This is a genomic window from Streptomyces sp. NPDC001222, assembly GCF_042896945.1.
GTDB classification, from domain to species: domain Bacteria; phylum Actinomycetota; class Actinomycetes; order Streptomycetales; family Streptomycetaceae; genus Streptomyces; species Streptomyces gibsoniae.
In genome coordinates this window covers 1-20,263 of the sequence record NZ_JBIAXT010000011.1, presented here as the reverse complement: position 1 = coordinate 20,263, position 20,263 = coordinate 1, and the positions used below count along the sequence as shown (strand labels likewise).

The window sequence follows — 20,263 nt, the reverse complement described above, 5'->3', positions numbered from 1 at the left end:
TGACCGTCCGGCGCCACAGGATGGCCGGATGCGTCAGTAATCTGTCATTGCAGCCAGTAGGACGCCCGATACAGGCTGTGACCGTGTTGCAGCGACGTGTTGTTGTGGTGGTGTACGCGGGCGCTATGGCCCTGGACGTCACCGGACCGATTGAAGTGTTCGATACCGCGAATCGGCTCCTGGGTCCCGCGGGCACCCCCTACCGGACCGACTTCGTGTCCGCCGACGCGCCGCTGGTGCGCATGAGTTCGGGGGTGGTGGTGGAGGCCTCGCCGCTGGAGGCTGGGCAGGGTCCGATCGACACGCTCCTCGTGCCAGGCGGATGGAGTCTCGCCGACGCGCTCAGGGACCAGGCGCTCGTGTCCTGGATCGGCGGGGCAGCGGCCCGGTCGCGCAGGGTCGCCTCCGTATGCGGCGGATCCTTTCTGCTCGCCGAGGCGGGGCTCCTCGACGGCAGACGCGCCACCACGCACTGGGCGTACAGCGAGGCGATGGCGTGCCGCTATCCGGATGTGACGGTGGACGCGGAACCGATCTTCATCTGGGACGGCCCCTTCGTGACCTCCGCGGGCGTGTCGACGGGCATCGACATGGCGCTGGCACTGGTGGAGGCCGATCACGGATCGGCGCTCGCGCTGGAGACGGCACGGTTCCTGGTGCTGTTCCTCAAGCGGCACGGCGGACAGTCCCAGTACAGCGCCGTCCTCGACGCACAACTGGCCGACCATCCGCCGATCCGGGCGGCACAGGAGTGGATCCTGGACAACCTGGACGGCCCGTTACCCGTGGCCGAGATCGCGGGGCAGGCCAACATGAGTCAGCGCAACTTCGCCCGGGTCTTCCGGCGCGAGGTGGGCACGACGCCCGGCCAGTACATCGAGCGGACGCGTATCGCCCGCGCACGCGAACTGCTGGAAACCACGGACCTGTCGATCAGCCAGATAGCCGGCCGCTGCGGATTCGCCGCCACCGAGACCTTCTTCCGTTCCTTCGGACGAACTCTGGGACTCACCCCCAAGGAGTACCGGCACCGCTTTCAGGTCATGTCACCGTCCGGCCTCATCGACGGGCACCACGGGAGGGAGGGGAGCCCCGCATGATCACCACGACCTCGGAAGCACGCGAGGCGGAAACGGTACGCCTGGTCGACCATCTGGCCGGGGAACTGGCCAGGGCCGGCGTCACCCACATGTTCGGCGTCGGCGGCGCGAACATCGAGGACCTGTATGACGCGGTGCACCGCGGTGGCGCCGTCCGCGGCGTCGTCGCCAAACACGAGTTCTCGGCTGTCACCATGGCCGACGGATACGCACGTACCACCGGGCGCCTCGGCGTCGTTGCCGCCACCTCCGGCGGTGGGGCGATGAACCTCGTGCCGGGTCTGGCGGAGGCGTACGCCTCCCGGGTGCCAGTGCTGGCCCTGGTGGGCCAGCCGCCGACCGGCCAGGAAGGGCACGGGGCGTTCCAGGACTCCAGCGGCAAGGAGGGCTCCTTCGACGCGCGGGAGGTCTTCGCACCCGTCTCCCGGTTCTGCGCCCGGGTCGGCGACGCGGACTCGCTCACGGAGTTGCTGCCCCGGGCAGTCGCGGCGGCACAGGCCGATCCACGCGGGCCGGCCGTGTTGTTGCTGCCCAAGGACGTACAGCAGGCGCGGATCCAGGTGCCCACCCGCGACCCGGCCCCGCCACCGGTCGGCACCACGACGGCATCCGCGTCGCGGATCGACCCAGCTGCCGTCAGCGCCGTGTCGGACGTCCTTCGCGGGGCCGGTCGCGTCCTGGTCATCGCCGGTGAGGGTGTCGCCGCCGACGACGCGCGTGGGGATCTGGCCGAACTGGCCCGGTGCCTCGGGGCATGGGTGGCGGTCACCCCGGACGCCAAGGACGTCTTCGACAACCGTGATCCCCGATTCGCAGGTGTGGCCGGGGTGATGGGCCACGCCAACGTGGAACACTGTCTGCACCGGGCCGAGGTGTGCCTGCTGGCCGGCACCCGACTGCCGCTCCTGGCACGCGGCGGCCTCGACCGGGCCCTGGCCGGCACCGACGTCGTCTGCCTCGGCCCCGAACCGCCGTTCGTGCCGGGCATCTCACTGGGCGGGAACCTGCGGGACGCGCTGCGCGCGGTGACCGCCCGACTGCCGTCGCACCCACGTCCCTGCCCGCCGCACGCCGGCCCCCTTCCCACACCCATGCCGGGGCCGCTCGTCCCGGCCCGGGAGCGAACCGTCCCCCATGCCCAGGCGGTCGCCGCGGTGGAGGCGGCACTCCCCCAGGACGCACACGTGTTCGTGGACGCCGGCAACACGGGGGCCAGCGCGATCCATCTGCTCCCGGCACCGCGCCACGGCCGCTTCGTGGTGGCGGTCGGCATGGGCGGCATGGGCTACACCTTCGGTGCCGGCATCGGCGCCGCGCTCGCCACCGGCCGACGCACCTACGTCCTCGCCGGCGACGGGGCCTTCTTCATGCACGGGATGGAGGTGCACACCGCCGTGGAGTACGACGCACCCGTGACGTTCGTGATCTTCAACAACAACGCTCACGCCATGTGCGCACTGCGGGAGGAGTTCCTCCAGGGCGGCGTCCGCAGCGACGATCTGTTCGCCCCGACCGACCTCGCCGCCGGAGTCGCCGCCGCCTTCCCGTCCCTGGAGGCCACCGGAGCCATCGACGCGGCGCAACTGCGCACGGCACTGCTGCGCGCCAACGCCGGCGGCGGCCCGGCGTTCGTCGCGGTGGACTGCGACCCGCGGGAGATCCCGCCGTTCCTTCCCTTCCGGTCCTTCACCGAAATCACCAACGGCACCAAGAACAAGGAGCCTTCAGATGAGCAAGGAGTCGTCCACGTTGGCTGACATCCCGCTGGCCGGCATCCCCGGTCTGGTCCGGATCGAGAACGCCGGCAAGGAGGAACTGACCGCCCACTGCATGGAGCTCACCCACGCGGTCTACCCCCATCATCAGGTCTACGGGCAGTACTGCACCATCCACGAGCACGTCGACTGCCCCCCGGAGCAGGTCTACGACTACCTGCGCCAAGGGCACCATCTGGAGGAGTGGACCTGCAGCCTGCGGGACTTCGCGCCCACCGGCACACCGGGGCTGTGGGTCGGTCGCGACCGACTGGAGGACGACACCAGGATCTACTGCAAGGTGCTCGCGAACCCCGAGGCCATGACCGTGGACTACCACTGCTCCTGGGACCAGGGCGAAAAGCTGTGGATGATCTACCTGATGCGGGTCGTCCCGGCCCGACTGGTACTGGACAAGCCGGGTTCGTTGATCACCTGGACCAACTGCCGGCACCCCTACTACGACGACAACCCGCACCCCGACCTGGCTCCCCGCCCGGACCGGCCCTGGGTGGGCGACTACTGGGACCTTTTCTACGCCGGGCACACGGTGGAGATGCACAACCTCAAGGCCATCCTGGAACACCGGCACCGGGGCGGCCTGCCGATCGGTTCCGCTCCGGCGAGGACGGTGGCGCAGTGACCACGGTCAGCCTCACCGACGTCGCGAGCTACCTGCCCGGCAAGCCGGTCCCCGCGGAGTTCTACACGGACTTCCCCGGAGCCGAGGACAAGCTCCGCAACCACCCCATGTTCAAGGTCCCGCCGTTACGGCACCACGTGGCCAGGGACGAGACCAACGCGGACATGGTCGAGCGCGCCGTACAGCCCCTGATCGAACGGCATGGCAAGGCGGAGATCCGAGGCGTCGACGTGCTGTTGGTGCACAGCCAGTTGCCGGACCTGCCGTTCGTCGGCGCCGGAACCGAGGTGGCGCGTCGGCTGGGCCTGAACCCGGAGTGGCTCCTCGACGTGGCCAATGCGGGCTGCGCGTCCTTCGTGTACATGGTGAAGCTGGCCCGGCAGATCCTCACCTCCACCGACGCGAAGACCGCGCTGATATGCAACGCGCAAAGCGCCGCGGGACAGTGGTTCACCCAGTCCGAGGTGCGCAAACTCGCCCAGGCGGCAATCCCGGGCGACGGGTGCGGTGTGGGGTACGTGACGACGTCGGCGGAATCACCGGTCCTCGACGTGGAGACGCGGCACATCGGCGAGTACGCCGGCGACATGACCGTGGCGGTCGACGACGGTCGCAAGTACTGGGAGCCGGGAGAGTCCCAGCTGCGGATCGGGTTCACCGACGCCAGCGTCGCCAAGGTCCTGGCACGCGGCAACCGCCTCGTCCCCGAGGTGATCACGGACCTGTGCCGACGACTGGGCGTGGCGAGCACCGACATCGACGTCCTCATCACCAACCAGCCCAACCGCACCTTCCTGCGGAACTGGCGAGAGGCGCTGCAACTGCCGGCCGAACGGCACCTCAACACCTTCGACGAGTACGGGAATCTGTTCGGAGCGGCGATCCCGATCACCTTGGACCGCGCGATCAGCTCCGGGCAGGTGAAGGACGGCGACCTGGTGGTGCTCGGAGGATTCGCCCACGCGGGCGACTTCGCCGGTGCCGTCGCCGTTCGCTGGCACGGCGGACGGGACTGAGCCATGGACATCCCTGTGCTGCACCGCCTCGCCCTGAACGAGAGTCCGTATCCCCCACTGCCCTCGGTACGTGAGGCGATGCACCGGGCCGTCGCACAGGCCCACCGCTACCCGCAGTTCCGCCCCGACGACCTCACCGAGCGGATCGCCGCATGGTGCCGGGTGACCCCTGACCGCGTGGCTGTCGGCAGCGGATCGGTCGGCGTGGCTCTGCAGTTGCTCCGGGCCGTGGTGGGGCCCGGCGACGCAGTGGCCTACGCCTGGCGAACGTTCGACGCCTACCCCCTCCTGGCCGCCATGGTCGGTGCCGAACCCGTACCGATACCCCTGTCACCGGACGGAGACCAGGATCTTGACGCCCTGCTCGCGGCGCTGGACCACCGCACCCGCGTCGTGGTGCTGTGCAATCCCCACAACCCCACCGGAACCCTCGTCACCGCAGACGCGCTCTCGACTTTCCTGCGTCAGGTCCCCCGACACGTCACCGTGCTCCTCGACGAGGCGTACGTGGAGTTCGCCCGCGACACCGACGTACCGGATGCACTCGCGCTCCTGGACACACATCCCAACCTGCTGGTAATGCGCACCTTCTCCAAGGCCTACGGTCTTGCCGCCCTGCGGGTCGGCTATGGAATCGGCTGCCCCGACCTGGTCGGGCAGATCCGTCGGCAGCAGCTGCCCTTCGGGATCAACGCGGTGGCAACAGCGGCGGTGGAGGCGTCACTGCGGGCCGAAAGCGAGCTGCGGCTGCGCGTGGACACCGTCGTCGCCGAACGCGAACGGCTCCGACGTGACATCGTGTCCCTCGGCTGGCGCGTACGCCGCGGCCACGCCAATTCCGTCTGGCTCGCCGCGCCCGATCCGATCGATGAGGGCGCCGCGGCACTCACCGACGCCGGTGTCCAGGCGCGCCACTACCCCGGCGAAGGACTCCGGCTCACCGTCGGCAGCCGGAATGCCAACGACACGGTGCTGACCGCGCTGGCGGGACTGCGCGCGCACCAGAGTGCGTCGCGCTGAACCAGGGCGTACGCGCGCTCACCCGTGCAACGCGATGTACTTGCTCCGGTGAACTCCAAGCATCCCGCCGTGGCCGCCCGCGTATCCGACGCCGGACTGCTTGACGCCGCCGCACGGGGCGGCGGGGTCCGACACGACGGGGCGGTCGCGGCCGACCATGCCGGACTCCAGTGCCTCGGAGAGAGGCGTCGCGCCGCAACGGGCCTCACCCTTGCCGCAAGGGGACCCATGCGGTCCAGGCAGGCCACGACGTGTTTCGCCGTCGCGGAGTTCCTGGCCTGGCCTGCAGCAGGGTCTAGGCGGCGACTTCCTGGTCGGCCGTCGTGAGCTGGTCGGTGACCAGCCGGAGAAACCGGGTGTGGTCCCCGCGCCAGGCCCGCATCAGCTCCCCGCTCATACGGACGTCCAGGCGCGAGCCTGGGTCGGGGCTGCTCAACTGCTCGGCCAGCACCTCGGTGCGCTCGGGCACCCGGGCTCCCAGGGCTTCGTGGAACGTACGCAGCAGGGCCGTGGTCGGTGCGTACACGCGTGTGCCGGTGGAGATCCTCGAAGGCGGCGACGATCTGAGGTGCGACTCCGTCAGCGGGTGCCGCCGGTCGGCTCGGGGCCGGTGCGATCCGCCGCACGGGTATGGCGCGGGCGGTCTCGCGCAGCAGGCCGACGGCGGCCGTTACGACGTCGTCGCCGATCTCATCCGGGGCGCAGCGGACCCGCTGGACCAGGGCCGCGAGTCGGGTCGCAGGGCCCTGGGCCGGTCGGCGGCGAGCCTGATTCTCTCGGTCGATCACGCCAGTAGGCGGCTGATCGTCCGTCAGGAGCGCGGGCACCGCCAGGACGTCGACACGGACCTGTTGGAACCTTCCTGGGCAGTTACTGAGAGCAACCGAGCTTCGATCGGCTGTTACAAGACAGCGACATAACTCCGATGAACGCATGCCCCTTCCGTGCCCTCTCTATGACTGACTACACCAAACAGCATGTAGTTCTCTTCCAACAGGAAAAGTTGTTTTCGCCACGGAAAGGGATATATCTGTGATGAACTCGAAGCGGCGCTCTCTGCGTGTAGCCGTCATCGGTGCTCTGGGCGCCGCCTCTCTCGCCCTCGCCGGCACCGCGACGGCCGCCACCACGGCCACGCACCCCGCGTCTCCCGTTGGCCTGGTGCAGCAGGCCCAAGACGCCAAGGCCAGCATCACCGCCACGCCGTCGACGACCTCGGTCCAGGCCTGGCAGCTGTTCCGGGTCACCGGCAAGACCACCGGCCTCAAGGCCGGCAGCAACGTGACCCTGCAGCAGAAGCAGCACGGCACGTGGGTCTCCCTGCCCGCGTCCGCCCCCGTCTCGCGCAACGGCTCCTACTCGCTGGGCGTGAAGCTCGGCCTCAAAGGCGAGAACGACCTGCGCATCGTCAACGGCACGACGGCCTCGCCGGTATTCAACGTGACGGTCCGCTGAACCACGCCGCCGCCACTCGGCCCGGGCCGAACCGCCACTCGCTGCAGCGCGGTTCGGCCCGGGTCGAGTGGCGGCCGCGCTCGGGTGCCGTCCCATCCGACGGATCGAGGCGCCCAATCATCGACAGCCCTCGGTTCCGCGGCCCCGCCGACCCGTTTCAGGCGCAGCGGCGTTCGCGCCCATCGGCGGTCGGTGACCTGCGACCCGGCCGGCGGCAGGGCGGCACTCCCGGGCCACCCGTGGTCGCAGGGCCGACCGACGTCGTAGCCCTGCAACCTCGCAGGCGTCGAGGACGCGGGTGAGCGCGCCCGACGACGAGCGGTCACCGGCGGTCAGAGCGTCCTGTCCGGCCTCGTGCGAACGGATCGCACCAGGTCGCCGCCCACCCACCCCCGTCGACCGTGAGGAAAGCCCGCGTAACGGCCGGAGAGCACTTCCCCATACGCCCACCACCGCCCTTTTACCGTGCCGCCCCAGCACTCGGCGTAGAAGTCGGTGCTCTTCGGCAGCACGGCCAGGCAGCGGTGGCCGGCGCCGCGGCCGGCGCGCAGGTACGGCATCGGTGGTGTGCAGTCGCGCCCAGGGATGGGGACGGACACCGGCTGCCGTACGACTGATCAGTGGTGGCGGCCCCGGGAGACGGAGTCGACGGTGCCTCCGCGCTGGTTGCGCAGCGTGGCGGTGGTCGTCACGTCATGCCTCCTTCGTGATCCGAACCGCCGGGATCCCGATCACGGCGGTTACGCTAGAACCTGACACGGACGTCAGAGGCTGGGGTTGCGCTCAAGATCACGACGGGGAGGGCGGCATGCGGATCGGGGAGCTCGCGGCACGCGCCGGAGTCAGCGTCCGGTCGCTGCGCTACTACGAGGAACAGGGCCTCCTCACGAGCACTCGCAGCCCCAGCGGGCAGCGGCACTACACGGAGGAGCACATCGAGCGGGTCACGTTCCTCCAGCGGATGTACGCAGCGGGCCTGTCCAGCCGGACCATCGCCGAGCTGCTGCCGTGTGTCGACTCACCCAGCGAGGAGACCTCCGACGCCGCGCTGGAACGGATGGCCGAGGAGCGCGAACGGCTCTCCGAGCACATCGCCGACCTGATCCGCACCCGGGAGGAGCTGGACAAAGCGATGGCCGCGAACCGGGCCCACCGCGAGCGCCTGCGGTCGGCCGTGACAGGCTGAGGCCTCTGACTCAAGTCGTCCGCATGGAGCGCACGTGACGTGCGACCTCACCGCCCTTCGCGCCCAGTTCCCGGCCCTGACCGCCGGTGTCGCCCACTTCGACGGCCCCGGCGGCACGCGGACTCCCATGCCCGTCATCGGGCCATCGCCGACACGACGGCACAACCCCTGTCCGACCGGGGTCGCACGACGCCGGGGGCGACGATGGCGTCGATCGCATCGAGTACGTCCCGCGGAGAGCGTGGTATCTGCGGTGGCGAGCTGCGAGTGCAGGTGCTCCAGCGTGCGGGCTTGCACGATGCGGTAGGCCGGAAAGGTCGAGGAGCCGAAGTAGCTCCGATGCTCCAGTACTTCTCCCGGAAGCTGGGCGAGCACTTCGCCGGGACAGCGTAGGCGAAGTACTGCGCCGACCCGTCAGCGGATGCCGATCCGTCGGATGTCGGCCGCGGCTGAACGGTTTTGCGCTCATCGGCGGCCTCGTGAGTGACCCGGTAAAGGCCTGGAGGGGGTCCGACTCCGATGACATTCTGCGCACGGGCCGGTTCCCATGAGAAGGAAGGGCCCGGAGCCCGGGCGCCGACGAGGATGCCTGTACCAGCATCGTTCATATCCAGAACGCCCGGCGAGTTCGTCGGGTCTGAGAGACGAAAGGTCACTCATGCCTCGATCCATGCGCGCGCTCGGGGCCGAAAAGGTCGGCGAGCCCACCGATGTCCTGCGGCTGGAATCCCGGCCTGTTCCCACGCCAGAAGCCGGTCAGGCGTTGATCCGTGTGAAGGCGACCCCGATTCACGCCAGCGATCTGCACGTGCTGCGTGGCCGCTACGGTTTCTCCCCCGAGTTTCCCACTGCTGATCGACGGCCTGCTGCGAGCTGACCTGGACGCTCCTCTCGGACAGCGGCACGCTACCCAGCGCATCTATGACCGCTTGGTGGAGAGCCACCGGCTTGTCACCCTCGGCGCGCGCCCCGGGTGATGCAGCGGTAGGGCAGATTGAGTCTGCCGGTGTATCCGAGCTCGCGCCGCTCTCCCCCGTGCGTGGGTGAACGAGGTCTCCTCCCTGAAGGCTGTTTGAGTGACTGGAGCGTCACGTTGCGTACGCGGACACGCAACGTATGGTGCGATGCCCACGTGAAATCCGGGGGTCGGGCTCGGAAATGACGCCCGCCCTGGATCCGTGGACGATCGAAGGGAAGCCCATGGTGCTCCGCGCGCTGGCCGCGACTGGTGTTGCCGCATCATTGTTCGGCTCGTCAGCCATCGGCGGCAACCCGCCCGCACCGTCGGGCCGGATCGTCATCGACACTGTGGCGGTCAACGGTTCCGGCTGCCCGGCGGGGACGGCCGCCGTGGCCGTGTCCCCTGACAACACCGCCTTCACCGTCACCTTCAGTAACTACATCGCCCGGGTGGGGCCCGGCTCGGCGCCGACCGACCGGAAGAAGAACTGTCAGCTCAGCCTGCTCGTGCACGCCCCCGGTGGCTACACCTACGCGATCGTGTCCGCCGGCTACCGCGGCTTCGCGTCACTGGCGCCGGGTGCGTCCGGGACCCAGCGGGCCAGCTACCACTTCCAGGGCAACGCCCACCCCACCAACTCGATCCATCACTTCAAGGGCGGGTTCAACGGCGACTGGCAGACGACCGACACCGTGGACGTCGCCGCCCGGGTCTTCGCCCCCTGCGGGGAGGAGCGCAACTTCGACATCAACACTGAACTGCGGGTCGAGCGCGGCACCTCGAGCCCGAGCGCCACCAGCTTCATGGAGATGGACTCGACGGACGGCAGGATCAAAACCGTGTACCACATGGCCTGGAAGCGGTGTCGGTGATCTCCTGGCGCCGCGATCGGCGGGTGCGTCCAGGCCAACGGCTCTCGTAATCGGTGGTAGCACCGTGTGGTGATCACTGGAGGAGAATGCGCTGGCGGAGCAGGGGTAACTCGGCTCGCCCGTGTATCTGCCTCTTGCGGCACGCGAGCCGCCGAGTGACATCAAAATCATGCACGTTGATCAAGCCGACACCTCCTTGAGTGACTCCCGAAGTCACCGACAAACGACTCCCGAAGAAACAGGCACAGTCCGGCGTCGATAGCAGATGAGACTGCAGGCGATGGCGGTGAGGGCCGGGAAGTACTCGGCCTTGCGCTTGTGACGGCGGTGCAGGTGGCCGTAGTCGTAGCCCTGTCGCCATGGAGCTTGGCAGGGCGTCGGCGGGGCGGGCCGCGACGGAAGCGGATCGGCGGGAATCCCGCACCAGACTTTGAGGGCCTGGCTGAAGTTGGCCGGTGAGTGTCGGCTAGAGCCGGTCAGCGCCGGCGCCTTCCAGCAGCCCCTTCAACGCGGCCAGGTCCTTGACGTTTGCCCTCCGCACAGCTGCAGCCATCATCGGAGCGCTCACTTTGGCAAGGCCGGATGGCTCGCCGCGGTTACGGAGCGTCATCCGGGTATGGTCGGCGTCCACCGGCTGCCAGGTGTAGGTCGTCTCCATGGGAAACGGCCCCTGCGCGGTGCGCATCACGAGTCGTTCGGAGGAGTACTCGACGACCTCGTACGTGTAGGTCAGGGTGCGCCCCAGAAATCGGGCGACGAAGTCGAGCTTCGAGCCCACGGCGAGCGGCGGCGAGGTCTGCCAACGAACCGAGACGATGTTCGCGTACCAGTGCGGCGCGTTGGTCGGATCCCCGGCGTAGGCGGCGACCTCCGCACAGGGACGGGCGATCACGGTCTCGGTGAGGACATCTACGGCCATAACTCAACGCTATCCCGGCCACTCACGCTCGGGAGTTCGACACACGTGCTGCCCGTGGTTGCCCCACGCTCCCAGCGGTTGATCGGGAGCTATGGCACCGCCGCGCCTGGGGCCTGTCGTCAAACTCCCGCCTGCCCCGCGAAGCCATGCACGCGTGGTGGCCGTGGGCGCACTGGACAAAGACCAGGACGAGCGACCCAGTGCCGAGGGCACTCTTCGACCTGCCTCAGCCACTCGTCAGGAAGGCCGGCCTGGAGCTGCCGGCCGAAGCTGCGCTTGAGCGTGGCTACGCGTTCGAAGCCGTGCTCCTCAGGGGAGCGGTGCTCATCCTCGGGAGTAGCTCTCTCTGGATCAGTCACCTGGGGTCATAGACGTCGCGCCCACGACTCTCGGAGCGGGTGTTGGCCATCGCCGGTTGCTGTGGTTGCTGTGTGAGACCTCGTCACGCCTGGGTCACCACAGCTCGGTTGGCTGTCGATCGTAATCGGATGAGCATTTATGCGTAAATCGTGATTCATACAAGATCATCGCCACATCGGCGTGGTTCGTCTTGATCTTGACATATCCGACATTACGCTGCCGCTGTTGATCAGCGACGAAAGGAATGTCGTGCCTCGCAAGCCCAATCATGGCCGTCGGCCGGCCGTGAAGTCTGTGCTCCCACGCCTGAAGTCCCGTGTTGACGGACGCCGGGGACGGCTAAGGGCCGCCGTCGTGGCCGGTGCCCTGCTCGCCGGACTGAGTCCGGTGGCGGCCGGTGCGCCACAGGCCGCCGCCGCGACCGGGCACAAAGGCGATCCGACGCAGTACTGGAGCAAGGTCCTGCTCCAGACGTTCCGCGATGCGCGGGGCTGGGACGCCTCGCCCGGCAAACTCTCCAGGTCCGGGGCAATGGTCTTCGCTGCGATCTACAACGCGGAGAGCGCCTATCAGTACACGTACGGAACCCTGAAGTACGAGCCGTACCTCAACCGGCCGCTGAAGTATGCCGACAAACACTCCCGGCCGCGTCCGGACGAGGAGGAGCGGCTGATCGACCGCACGGCGTACCGGATGATCTCGCAACTGTATCCGGGCGATCAGGCGTACATCGACGCCCAGTACAGGGCCCGGACCGGCCGCTCCCCCCACTCCTACGACCCCCTCGACCGCAAGGTGGTCGACCGTGTGGTGAGGCAGATCAACAAAGCCCGGGCGGGCGACGGTTCGGACAACCCGGACGTCTACAGCGGCGACACCACCACACCTGGAGCCTGGCGGCCGACGGGTGAAGCGGACTGCAAGCAGCCGAGCGACGCGGTGACCCCGAACTGGGGCAAGGTGAGGCCGTTCGTGCTCGTGTCCGGCTCGCAGTTCCGGCCTCCCACCCTGCGAGGCTTCACTTCGTACGCCGATCTGGTGGCCAGCCCGGAGTACGCGATCCAGCGCGACGAGGTGCGACGGCTCGGTGCCGTCGACTCCACCGAGCGCACCTTCGAACAGACCGTTGTCGGCTGGTTCTGGGACCATGACCTGGACGGCACCTACCACCCCCCGGGGCAACTGCTCGAGCTGACCGGGATCGTCGCCAAGAAGTTCAGGCTCGACAAGTACGAGACCACCCACTTGTTCGCGCTGTCGTCACTGTCGTTGGCGGATGCCGGGATCGCGGCCTGGGACACCAAGTTCGACACCCCGATCAAGCTGTGGCGCCCGGTGTCCGCGATCCAGGCGACGGGCGGCGCGAACGCGACCTGGGAGCCTCTCAGCGCGGACCGCGCAGGGGCACCGTTCACCCCGTGCTTCCCCGCCTGGACCTCCGGGCACGCCAACTTCACGGCGGCGTGGGCAAGCGCGATGAAGCACTTCTTCGGCCGTGACAACGTCTCGTTCATCGCACACTCCGAGGACCCGCACACCATCGAGCCGTACCGCAAGATGGCCAGCTTCAGCCAGGTCGCCGAGGAGGGCAAGCTGAGCCGACTCTGGCTGGGCGTGCACTTCCGCTGGGACGCCGAGGACGGGAACGCGATCGGTACCAACGTCGGCGACTACGTGTTCGCCAACGCGCTGCTGCCGACACGATCGGGCCGTCCGCACCGGCACTGAAACGACACCGCGGCCCACGCCTGCGGAGGGGCTGCCAGCCTGGCCGTCGCCCCGCCCGCGGCCGGATCGGCGGGCGCCCCAGCTTTGCCACCGAGGAAGTCATCCGCGCCGACCGCGACTTGTTGCCGGAACCCGGCCGCTCGATCACCTCGATCGCCGCACTGCGCTTTCTGTACCTCAACCACTCACGCCCGGCAACGAAGGGTTGATCCGGGCTCGTGGGCGATGGGCGCCGCCGCGACCACGCCGGCCGGACCGTGGGCAACTCCCCACCCTTCGGACGTTTGGAAAGCCGTCAGCGCCATTGCCAAGTACCGCATGGTGAATGCGCTGACGGCAGGTTCGTAGTGGCTGTGAGGGCGTCGGCATCCGGCGAGCCAGGCCATGGTGCGTTCAATGGTCCAGCAGTACCGGCGGCCTTGGGGTCGTGGTCGAGAGGCCTGCCCGACGCCCCGCCTCTGAAGGCCGGCATGCCGATCGTCGACGTCAACAGCCGCCTGCCGTGAACGTTCAGTCTGTCATTACGGTGGGACACGAAGACCTCCGTGCGGTGCGTTCCTGGACAGCTCCACCACACCGGAGGTCTTCGCCATGATCAAGCCCGGCCAGTGTCAACAACGCTCGTGATCAATGAAACTGGCGCGGCAGCGAGATGTCTCGGCCTCTCCTCAGGCGGATGTGGCCGGCCGGGGTCATAGGCGCACGATGACGAGGGCGGTGTCGTCGGTGACGCCGTCGGGTGGGAGCAGGTCGGCCAGCAGGGCGTCGGCGAGGGTTTCGGGGTCGTCTGCTCGGTGGCGGGCCAGGGAGTCGGCGAGCCGGGCGAGGCCGGTGTCGATGTCTTCGCGTCGGCGTTCGATGAGGCCGTCGGTGTAGAGCACGAGGGATGCGCCCTCGGTGAAGGGCATGGCGGCCTGCAGCCAGGGGCCGTGTTCGGGGCGGGCGCCGAGTGGAGGGTTGGTGGCCTGGTCCAGGAACTCGACGGCGCCGTCGCTGTGCAGAAGGGCTGGCGGTGGGTGGCCGGCGCTGCTGTAGGTGATGTCGTGGGTGTCCCAGTCGACGAACACGTTGGCCACGGTGCTGTTCTCCGCGCCGGCGACGGAGCGGGCGTACAGCTCGAGGACTTCCAGGGCCCGGGCGGGACCGCTGGCGACTCGGGAGGTGGTGCTGAGCGCGCTGCGCAGTTGCCCCATGACGCCGGCCGCGGACAGCCCGTGACCGACAACGTCGCCCACGGCGACCCCGAGGCGGTCGCCGGGCAGATCGACCAGGTCGTACCAGTCACCGCCCACGTCCAGCGCGCCGATGGCGGGCCGGTAGCGTACGGCCATCGGCCGGCGCCCGATCGGGCGAGGGGCGGGCAGCATTGCCTCTTGCAAGCTCAATGCGACTACGCGGGCGCGGATGAGTTCGGTGACGTCCTCCACCCGGTGCAGCAGCAGCGCCACCCGCCCGTCCGGACCGAAGACGGGAATGTTGGTCATGCTCCAATAGCTCGCTTCTCCTGTCCCGGGCCAGCCGGGGTCCCCCGGCTCGAACCGCTCCTGCAGCTCCATGGTCTCGGGTTCACCGGTTTCGGCGACTCGGCGTAGTGACGCCTGGATATTGCGCACCACAGCTGCGTCGGGGTGGTTGGGACTGTCGGCGAAATCGTCGGGCATGTAGCGGCCGATCACCTGCTCACGGATGCGGCCGAGTACGCGCAGCCATTCCTTGTTGACGTCCGCATAGACCAGCTGCGGGGTCAGGAGCGCCACTGCTCCGGGAAGGGCCTGGAACACTGCCGTGTAGTCGATCCGAGGTTCTGTCATGTCTGTCTCGCCTCAATCCCGATGCCTTTTTGCACGGTAGGCGCCGCAAACCAGGGCAGAAGTATTCCTCTTGCCGTCGAGCTGGCCAGGTCACACGGGCGGCCCACGGCGGCTGCCAAACGGGAGCTGGACACTCGATGCCGCCGACTGCCGTGCTCACTCACGCCGCCGCGGCGGGACTCGGATCCGCGGTCATGCCTTACGACTCGGTACGGGGTAGCGCGGGGTCGGCCGTGACATGACGACGGCCGCGCCGGTTGAGTGGATTGTGACGTCCTCCTCCGCCAGCGGGCCTTCGGGTTGAGAAGGTCGACTGTCAGGGCCGGCGCCTCGTCGCCCGAGCCGTTCGACACGACGAGCGGCACCCCCGCGGCTGCGGTGCTGGCCGGCGTCCTGGGCCCGTGCCGTGCGCCTGCGTTGTCGGGCGCCCTCGTCGACGCCGGGGCTGGACCCACGCTTCGGACAGCCGGATCGGGGGAAGGAAGATGTGCCACCAACCGGGGCCCGCGAAGTCCTCCCCGCGCCCGATACCGTCAGCCGGCGGAATCCCCGGGCTCGTACAGCAGCCTGCATCGCCCCTGTCGCGGATGCGTCACAGCGGTGCTGACCGTCGACATGTTCCGCGCGGCAGGCCCGCGTCAGCCAATCTGTTCGGCTAGGGCGACGATGATGCCTGCCGGACCGCGGAGGTAGCAGAGCCGGAAGATGTTCTCGTACTGCGCTACCTCGCCGAGGAGTTCGGCGCCGTGGGCGCGCAGGCGGCCGATGGTGTCGTCGATGTCGTCGACGGCGAACATGACGCGATGCAGGCCCAGCGTGTTGGGCGGAGGGTTCCCCGGCTCGGCGTCGGATACCGCGGGGGCGTGGTATTTGGTCAGCTCCAGCTTGCTGTGGCCGTCCGGGGTCCGCATCATCGCGATGTCGCTCCGGACGCCGTCGAGTCCGACGGTGCGGTCCGCGTAGAGGCCTTCGATCTGCGCCTTGCCTTCCAGCTCCATGCCGAGCTCGGTGAAGAAGGCGACAGCCGCGTCCAGATCGTCGACGACGATGGCGACGTTGTCCATCCGCTGAATAGTCATGTCTCTGAGCCTAACGACTCGATACGCGGTAGCGCGGGGTCGGCCGTGGCATGACGACGGCCGCGCAGGTTGAGTGGATTGTGACGTCCTTCTCGGCCCGCGCGGCCTTGTCCCACTCCTGCCTTCTGCGGCCTTGATCGTGCACATCTCGGCGACTTGATCGAGGAAGTGGCTGACCCGTGGGCGGCACAGCGCGAGTCTGCGCTCCAGGAACGGCGCGGCCACGACCGTCAGCGGGCGGCCGGTGCCGGGCCAATCACCAGCCGGTCTTCGTCGACCGGGTACTGATCACCCTGGTCTACTTGCGGCTGAAGCTGCCGCACGCGGCGCTGGCCGAGCTGTGCGGAGTGACCGGGCCCACCGTTACCCGTGCAATCCACGAGATCCGTCCTCTGCCGGCCCGGCGTGGCTTTGCCGTGCCGCAGCGGCCCGGCGCTCGGCTGCATACCCTGGCCGGAAGTCCCGCGGACTCGACACAGCACGAGGTGTCGTTCTCCTTCACTCGCTTTCGAGTTCTGTTCCGCCTGGCCAGGACAGCTTTCACTGTTATCCGCAATTGATCACCACCGTGCTCCGGACGGCTGACTCGTACGCCCGTGAACGTCTCCGGTCGCCGACGAATGAGACCAAGACTGAGCCCACATCCTTTCCGCACTTGGGCTACGTGGCAGCAGTGGCCAGGCTCGGTCGCGGAGCCCTCGCCTTGACTGAGGCATCGCGGCAAAGTGCACGAATATGAGAAAAGAGGCTGTTTTGGGTAGGTGGCAGGGAGCCACGGATGGACGCCATGGACGAATTCCTTCGAGCGGCTGACCCGGCGGCTCTCTTGAGTGCTGGGCGGTGTCATCCGCAACCTCGACGCTGCGATGGCCGCAGCGCTGGGCAGGCCGGCGGAGCAGTGCCTGGGACATGCCTTCGGTGATCTTTGGCCCGCAAGCGAACGGATGTCTGCCGACAGGCTCGCGGTCCACGATGCCAGGACGAAGACGGTCGCCATGCGGGTGTTGGAGTTCCCCGGGCGAGGGCGCAGCACCAGTTGCCTACCTGATCGAGGCGCGACAAGTGAAGGATCCCGCCGGTGACGGGCAGCTGCTCTGGCTGCACACGCTGGATACGCGGAAAGACCTGGCGTGACCGAGGTCCCGGCCAAACCCGACCCGTATCGACTGGCCACCCCACGTGAGCCCTGCTACACCGGAGGGAAGGGAGGTCTGGCATGCCTCGTGATCCGGTCAAGGGGCTGACCGCGCTCCTTGCGGCAGTGGCAGTCCCGCTCGCCGTCTCCGCACTCCTGCTGCCCATCCGAGGCGCCCTTTCCCAGACCAACGTGGCCCTGATCCTGATGTTGGTCGTCGCGGCGGTGGCTGCCCTCAGCTACCGCTGGGCCGCGGCCCTCACGGCCCTTTCCGCCGCCGCATCGTTCGCGTTCTTCTTCACCACCCCGTACGAAAGCTTCACCCGCTTCCACCACGCGGACGACATCATCACCGCCGCACTGCTGCTCGTCGTCGGCCTGGCGGTCTCTCAGCTGGCCCGCCACTACACCCGCGAGCACGCCATCGCCACCACGCTGCAGCGCAGCCTGCTGCCCCGTGTTCTGCCGGACACCAGCGCCGTCCGGCCGGCGTGCCGCTACGTGCCCGCCGAGGCCGAGGTCGGCGGGGACTGGTTCGACGTGATCCCTCTTCCAGGCTTCCGCACCGCCCTGGTGGTCGGGGACGTGGTCGGCCACGGCCTGCACTCCGCGGTCACCATGGGGCGGCTGCGCACCGCGGTCCTCAATTTCTCCACCCTCGACCTGCCACCCGACGAACTGCTGGCCCGTCTCGACGAGGTGGTCGATCAGATGGATGCGGAAGCGGGCGCCAGTCAGGATGTGAACGTCGCGGCCACGTGTCTGTATGCGATCTACGACCCGGTCTCCCGAAGCTGCACGATGGCAAGGGCCGGTCACTATCCGCCTGCCATCGTCCATCCGGACGGTCGCGTGGAGATCGTCGACCTGCCCGCAGGGCCCCCGCTCGGTCTGGGCGGCCTGCGCTTTCAGGCCGCCGAGCGGAGGCTGGCGGAGGACACGCAGCTCGTGCTCTACACCGACGGGCTCATCCACAACCGGCACCGCGACATCGGGACCGGCCTGAAGCTGCTGTGCGACACGCTCTCCGGCGCGGGAATCGACCCGGAAGAGACGTGCGAGACGATCCTGGAAGCGGTGCTACCCGCCCGTTCAATCGATGACGCCGCTCTCCTGGTCGCCCGAACCCGCGCGTTTCCCCGTGACCGTATCGCAGAATGGGACATCCCGGCCATTCCCGCCGCGGTGCCCGCCCTGCGCGCCGAGGTGCTCGCGAAGCTGGCCGAGTGGAACCTGGAGGCGACCGCATTCACCACCGAGCTGATCCTCAGCGAGCTGGTCACCAACGCCATCCGCTACGGGGCTCCCCCCATCCACCTGCGCCTTCTGCACGAAACCAATCTGGTGGTGGAGGTCAGCGACGGCAGCAGCACCTCCCCGCACCTGCGCTACGCAACGGACACGGACGAAGGCGGTCGGGGGATCTACCTTGTCGCCCGGTTCGCCGAGCGGTGGGGAACCCGCTTCACCCTCACCGGGAAGATCGTCTGGGCCGAGCAGTCGGCCCCGTCGGTTCCCGTCGTCCCCGTCCTGGCCTCGGTTGCGTGACCGGGCTGGACCGCCCGAAGCCCTCCCCAGGGCCTGCTGCCCGGGCCAGCCTCCGATTCGGCGTAGCCAGTTTCTGGAAGATCCCGTATGTGGATGCGCAGTGACCTGACGGAAGGCTGACCTGTGCGTTCTCCGGATGCTCGCCGGGACTCCCCGCTGTTTCCCGCCGTTCGCTGTCCCATCGGGCACGCGGGCGGCACGTGCACGTCCTCGCGCCCTGCCGGCTTGTCTGTGGCGCCTCCAAGCGCCGTTCCGCGGCTCAGGGATGCCGCTACGCCTGGCTGATCATTACGCCCGCGGCGCAGAGGGCAAACGCAAGCATGATGAGGCTCTTCCTTCCGCCGCGGTTGGAACCCTGGCGCTGGAGTTCCCGCGCACCCAGCACCGTACCCGCAGAGCCCGAGAGCACCGTGTGATTGCCTGCATGGGCACCCGCTCAATCACCCCCGAGGCTAGGACGATCATCATACGGGTCTGCGTCGAGGCGCACTTGCCCCTATGGCCCGCAAGCACTCGACCGTCCGCAGGCACACTGTTGCGCGGCGACCTCGACGGACTGTCGTTCCGGCCCGCCATATCCGGCCTGCCCGGCGGATCGCCCCTGTCCTTCAGTGCTTCGGCCACGGCGGACCGGATCCTCTCCAGTACGGCAAGTTGCCCGATCCAGATCAAGGACCTCGTCAGGGAAGGCCTTCTCGTGGCGCAAGTCTCCTCCCCCGTCCCCCAGGGAGGGGACCTTGGGCGCTGACGAAGGGACCGGTACGGGACCCTCGTACCACTCCTGGCGCATCCTGGTGCCTACGGCAACAGCTGGGGCTTCAGCGCCAGTTCGCGCCGTTGTGCCCGCGTCAGCGGGAAGGTCTTCAGCAGCGGGCCCTCGGAGCCCTTGCCGAGGAGGCGCGTCCAGTCCCGGACGGTGAGCAGCGAGCCGTCAGCCGCAGGCCGGCGCCCAGTTCGGCGCCGCTGTACTTGGGCTGGACGTTCCGGGTCGCGGCCCACTGCCAGATGCTCAGGACGCCCCCGGCACCTTCCTATGCGGGTCCTGCGGGAAGGCTGCCCCCAGGCCCCTGCGCCGCTGGGCTGAACTCCTAGAGCGGGTGCCGCAGGTTCGAATCATGCCAGGGGAACTGTGCGCGACCAGGCTATAGGCATCGAACAGCCCCCTCGGAGTCATCTCCGAGGGGGCTGTTTCATACCCCGGGGGTACGAACGATGGCGGCCGCCTTCACCGTCTTGATCAGGCTCGGCGGGCTTGGGCGTCCGCATCTCCGCCGGTGGGCCATCGGGAAGCCGGGTGCGGCCGGCCGGTGCTCATCCCCGGCTCCTCCGCATTCCTGGCTCCTCCGCGACCCGGCGCAGCGTTCAGTACTGCTCGGTCTCCACGAACCCGGTGCCCTCGTCGTCGACGGCGCCGAAAGCATCGGCGGCGGCGGTCGGGTCGAATCCGGGCGGGCTGTCCTTCAGGGCCAGGCCCAGACCGGCCAGCTTCGCCTTGACCTCGTCGATCGACTTCGCACCGAAGTTACGGATGTCGAGCAGATCGGCCTCGGAGCGCGCCAGGAGCTCACCCACCGAGTGGACGCCCTCACGCTTGAGGCAGTTGTAGGAGCGGACCGTGAGCTCCAGCTCCTCGATCGGCAGCGCCAGATCGGCGGCCAGGGCGGCGTCCGTCGGGG

At 68.7% G+C, this 20,263-nt stretch carries 17 protein-coding genes; 12 read left to right on the top strand and 5 right to left on the bottom strand.

All coding sequences use genetic code 11. From position 1 onward, the window contains the following. Positions 1-83 precede the first annotated feature (83 nt). Genes ACFY2Z_RS16915 through ACFY2Z_RS16895 form a run of 5 tightly spaced genes read left to right on the top strand, consistent with a single transcriptional unit; the run spans position 84 to position 5,533 of the window. The gene (locus tag ACFY2Z_RS16915; protein WP_390744934.1) at positions 84-1,100 is read left to right on the top strand and encodes a GlxA family transcriptional regulator; all 1,017 of its coding nucleotides are present in this window, start codon (positions 84-86) and stop codon (positions 1,098-1,100) included. After that, entirely contained in the window at positions 1,097-2,857 is a 1,761-nt protein-coding gene (locus ACFY2Z_RS16910) for a thiamine pyrophosphate-binding protein (protein WP_390744933.1), read from the top strand. The genes ACFY2Z_RS16915 and ACFY2Z_RS16910 overlap by 4 nt, the downstream gene beginning before the upstream one ends. Beyond that, on the top strand, positions 2,829-3,497 hold the full coding sequence (locus ACFY2Z_RS16905; protein ID WP_390744932.1) for an SRPBCC family protein: 669 nt from the start codon (positions 2,829-2,831) through the stop codon (positions 3,495-3,497). The genes ACFY2Z_RS16910 and ACFY2Z_RS16905 overlap by 29 nt, the downstream gene beginning before the upstream one ends. Then, positions 3,494-4,513 carry a 3-oxoacyl-ACP synthase III family protein gene (locus tag ACFY2Z_RS16900; RefSeq protein WP_390744931.1) on the top strand — a complete coding sequence of 340 codons (1,020 nt, stop codon included), beginning with the start codon at positions 3,494-3,496 and terminating at the stop codon, positions 4,511-4,513. The genes ACFY2Z_RS16905 and ACFY2Z_RS16900 overlap by 4 nt, the downstream gene beginning before the upstream one ends. A 3-nt stretch (positions 4,514-4,516) precedes the next feature. Then, positions 4,517-5,533 (top strand): histidinol-phosphate transaminase, encoded by a 1,017-nt coding sequence (locus ACFY2Z_RS16895; protein ID WP_390744930.1) that lies wholly within the window; start codon positions 4,517-4,519, stop codon positions 5,531-5,533. A 295-nt stretch (positions 5,534-5,828) separates the two neighbouring features. Here ACFY2Z_RS16895 and ACFY2Z_RS16890 read toward each other — a convergent pair whose 3' ends face one another. Continuing rightward, the gene (locus ACFY2Z_RS16890) at positions 5,829-6,059 is read right to left on the bottom strand and encodes a hypothetical protein (protein WP_390744929.1); all 231 of its coding nucleotides are present in this window, start codon (positions 6,057-6,059) and stop codon (positions 5,829-5,831) included. A 509-nt stretch (positions 6,060-6,568) separates the two neighbouring features. Between ACFY2Z_RS16890 and ACFY2Z_RS16885 the strand changes: the two genes are divergently transcribed. From ACFY2Z_RS16885 to ACFY2Z_RS16870, 4 genes are all read left to right on the top strand, one after another. Further along, positions 6,569-6,988: a hypothetical protein gene (locus ACFY2Z_RS16885; protein ID WP_390744928.1), complete on the top strand. Its 420-nt coding sequence runs from the start codon at positions 6,569-6,571 to the stop codon at positions 6,986-6,988. Between the two features lie 808 nt (positions 6,989-7,796). Beyond that, on the top strand, positions 7,797-8,174 hold the full coding sequence (locus ACFY2Z_RS16880; protein ID WP_390744927.1) for a MerR family transcriptional regulator: 378 nt from the start codon (positions 7,797-7,799) through the stop codon (positions 8,172-8,174). Positions 8,175-8,844: 670 nt separating this feature from the next. Beyond that, on the top strand, positions 8,845-9,051 hold the full coding sequence (locus ACFY2Z_RS16875; protein WP_390744926.1) for a hypothetical protein: 207 nt from the start codon (positions 8,845-8,847) through the stop codon (positions 9,049-9,051). 323 nt (positions 9,052-9,374) lie between these two features. Next, positions 9,375-10,007 (top strand): DUF4360 domain-containing protein, encoded by a 633-nt coding sequence (locus tag ACFY2Z_RS16870; protein WP_390744925.1) that lies wholly within the window; start codon positions 9,375-9,377, stop codon positions 10,005-10,007. A gap of 466 nt (positions 10,008-10,473) precedes the next feature. Here the strand turns inward: ACFY2Z_RS16870 and ACFY2Z_RS16865 are convergent, their stop codons facing one another. Further along, positions 10,474-10,926 carry an SRPBCC family protein gene (locus ACFY2Z_RS16865; protein WP_390744924.1) on the bottom strand — a complete coding sequence of 151 codons (453 nt, stop codon included), beginning with the start codon at positions 10,924-10,926 and terminating at the stop codon, positions 10,474-10,476. Between the two features lie 714 nt (positions 10,927-11,640). Here ACFY2Z_RS16865 and ACFY2Z_RS16860 point away from each other — a divergent pair. Then, on the top strand, positions 11,641-13,014 hold the full coding sequence (locus ACFY2Z_RS16860; protein WP_390744923.1) for a vanadium-dependent haloperoxidase: 1,374 nt from the start codon (positions 11,641-11,643) through the stop codon (positions 13,012-13,014). A 692-nt stretch (positions 13,015-13,706) separates the two neighbouring features. Here the strand turns inward: ACFY2Z_RS16860 and ACFY2Z_RS16855 are convergent. Next, positions 13,707-14,825, bottom strand: coding sequence for a SpoIIE family protein phosphatase (locus ACFY2Z_RS16855; RefSeq protein ID WP_390744922.1), 1,119 nt, complete (start codon positions 14,823-14,825; stop codon positions 13,707-13,709). Between the two features lie 638 nt (positions 14,826-15,463). Next, the gene (locus ACFY2Z_RS16850) at positions 15,464-15,904 is read right to left on the bottom strand and encodes a VOC family protein (protein ID WP_390744921.1); all 441 of its coding nucleotides are present in this window, start codon (positions 15,902-15,904) and stop codon (positions 15,464-15,466) included. A gap of 179 nt (positions 15,905-16,083) precedes the next feature. Here ACFY2Z_RS16850 and ACFY2Z_RS16845 point away from each other — a divergent pair, with 179 nt between their 5' ends. Continuing rightward, positions 16,084-16,464, top strand: coding sequence for a transposase family protein (locus ACFY2Z_RS16845; protein ID WP_390744920.1), 381 nt, complete (start codon positions 16,084-16,086; stop codon positions 16,462-16,464). Positions 16,465-17,120: 656 nt separating this feature from the next. Next, on the top strand, positions 17,121-18,587 hold the full coding sequence (locus tag ACFY2Z_RS16840; protein WP_390744919.1) for a SpoIIE family protein phosphatase: 1,467 nt from the start codon (positions 17,121-17,123) through the stop codon (positions 18,585-18,587). Positions 18,588-19,949: 1,362 nt separating this feature from the next. Here the strand turns inward: ACFY2Z_RS16840 and ACFY2Z_RS16835 are convergent. Next, positions 19,950-20,263, bottom strand: a 314-nt coding sequence (locus tag ACFY2Z_RS16835; protein WP_390744918.1) for a DNA-directed RNA polymerase subunit alpha C-terminal domain-containing protein, incomplete at its 5' end; no start/stop codon positions are given.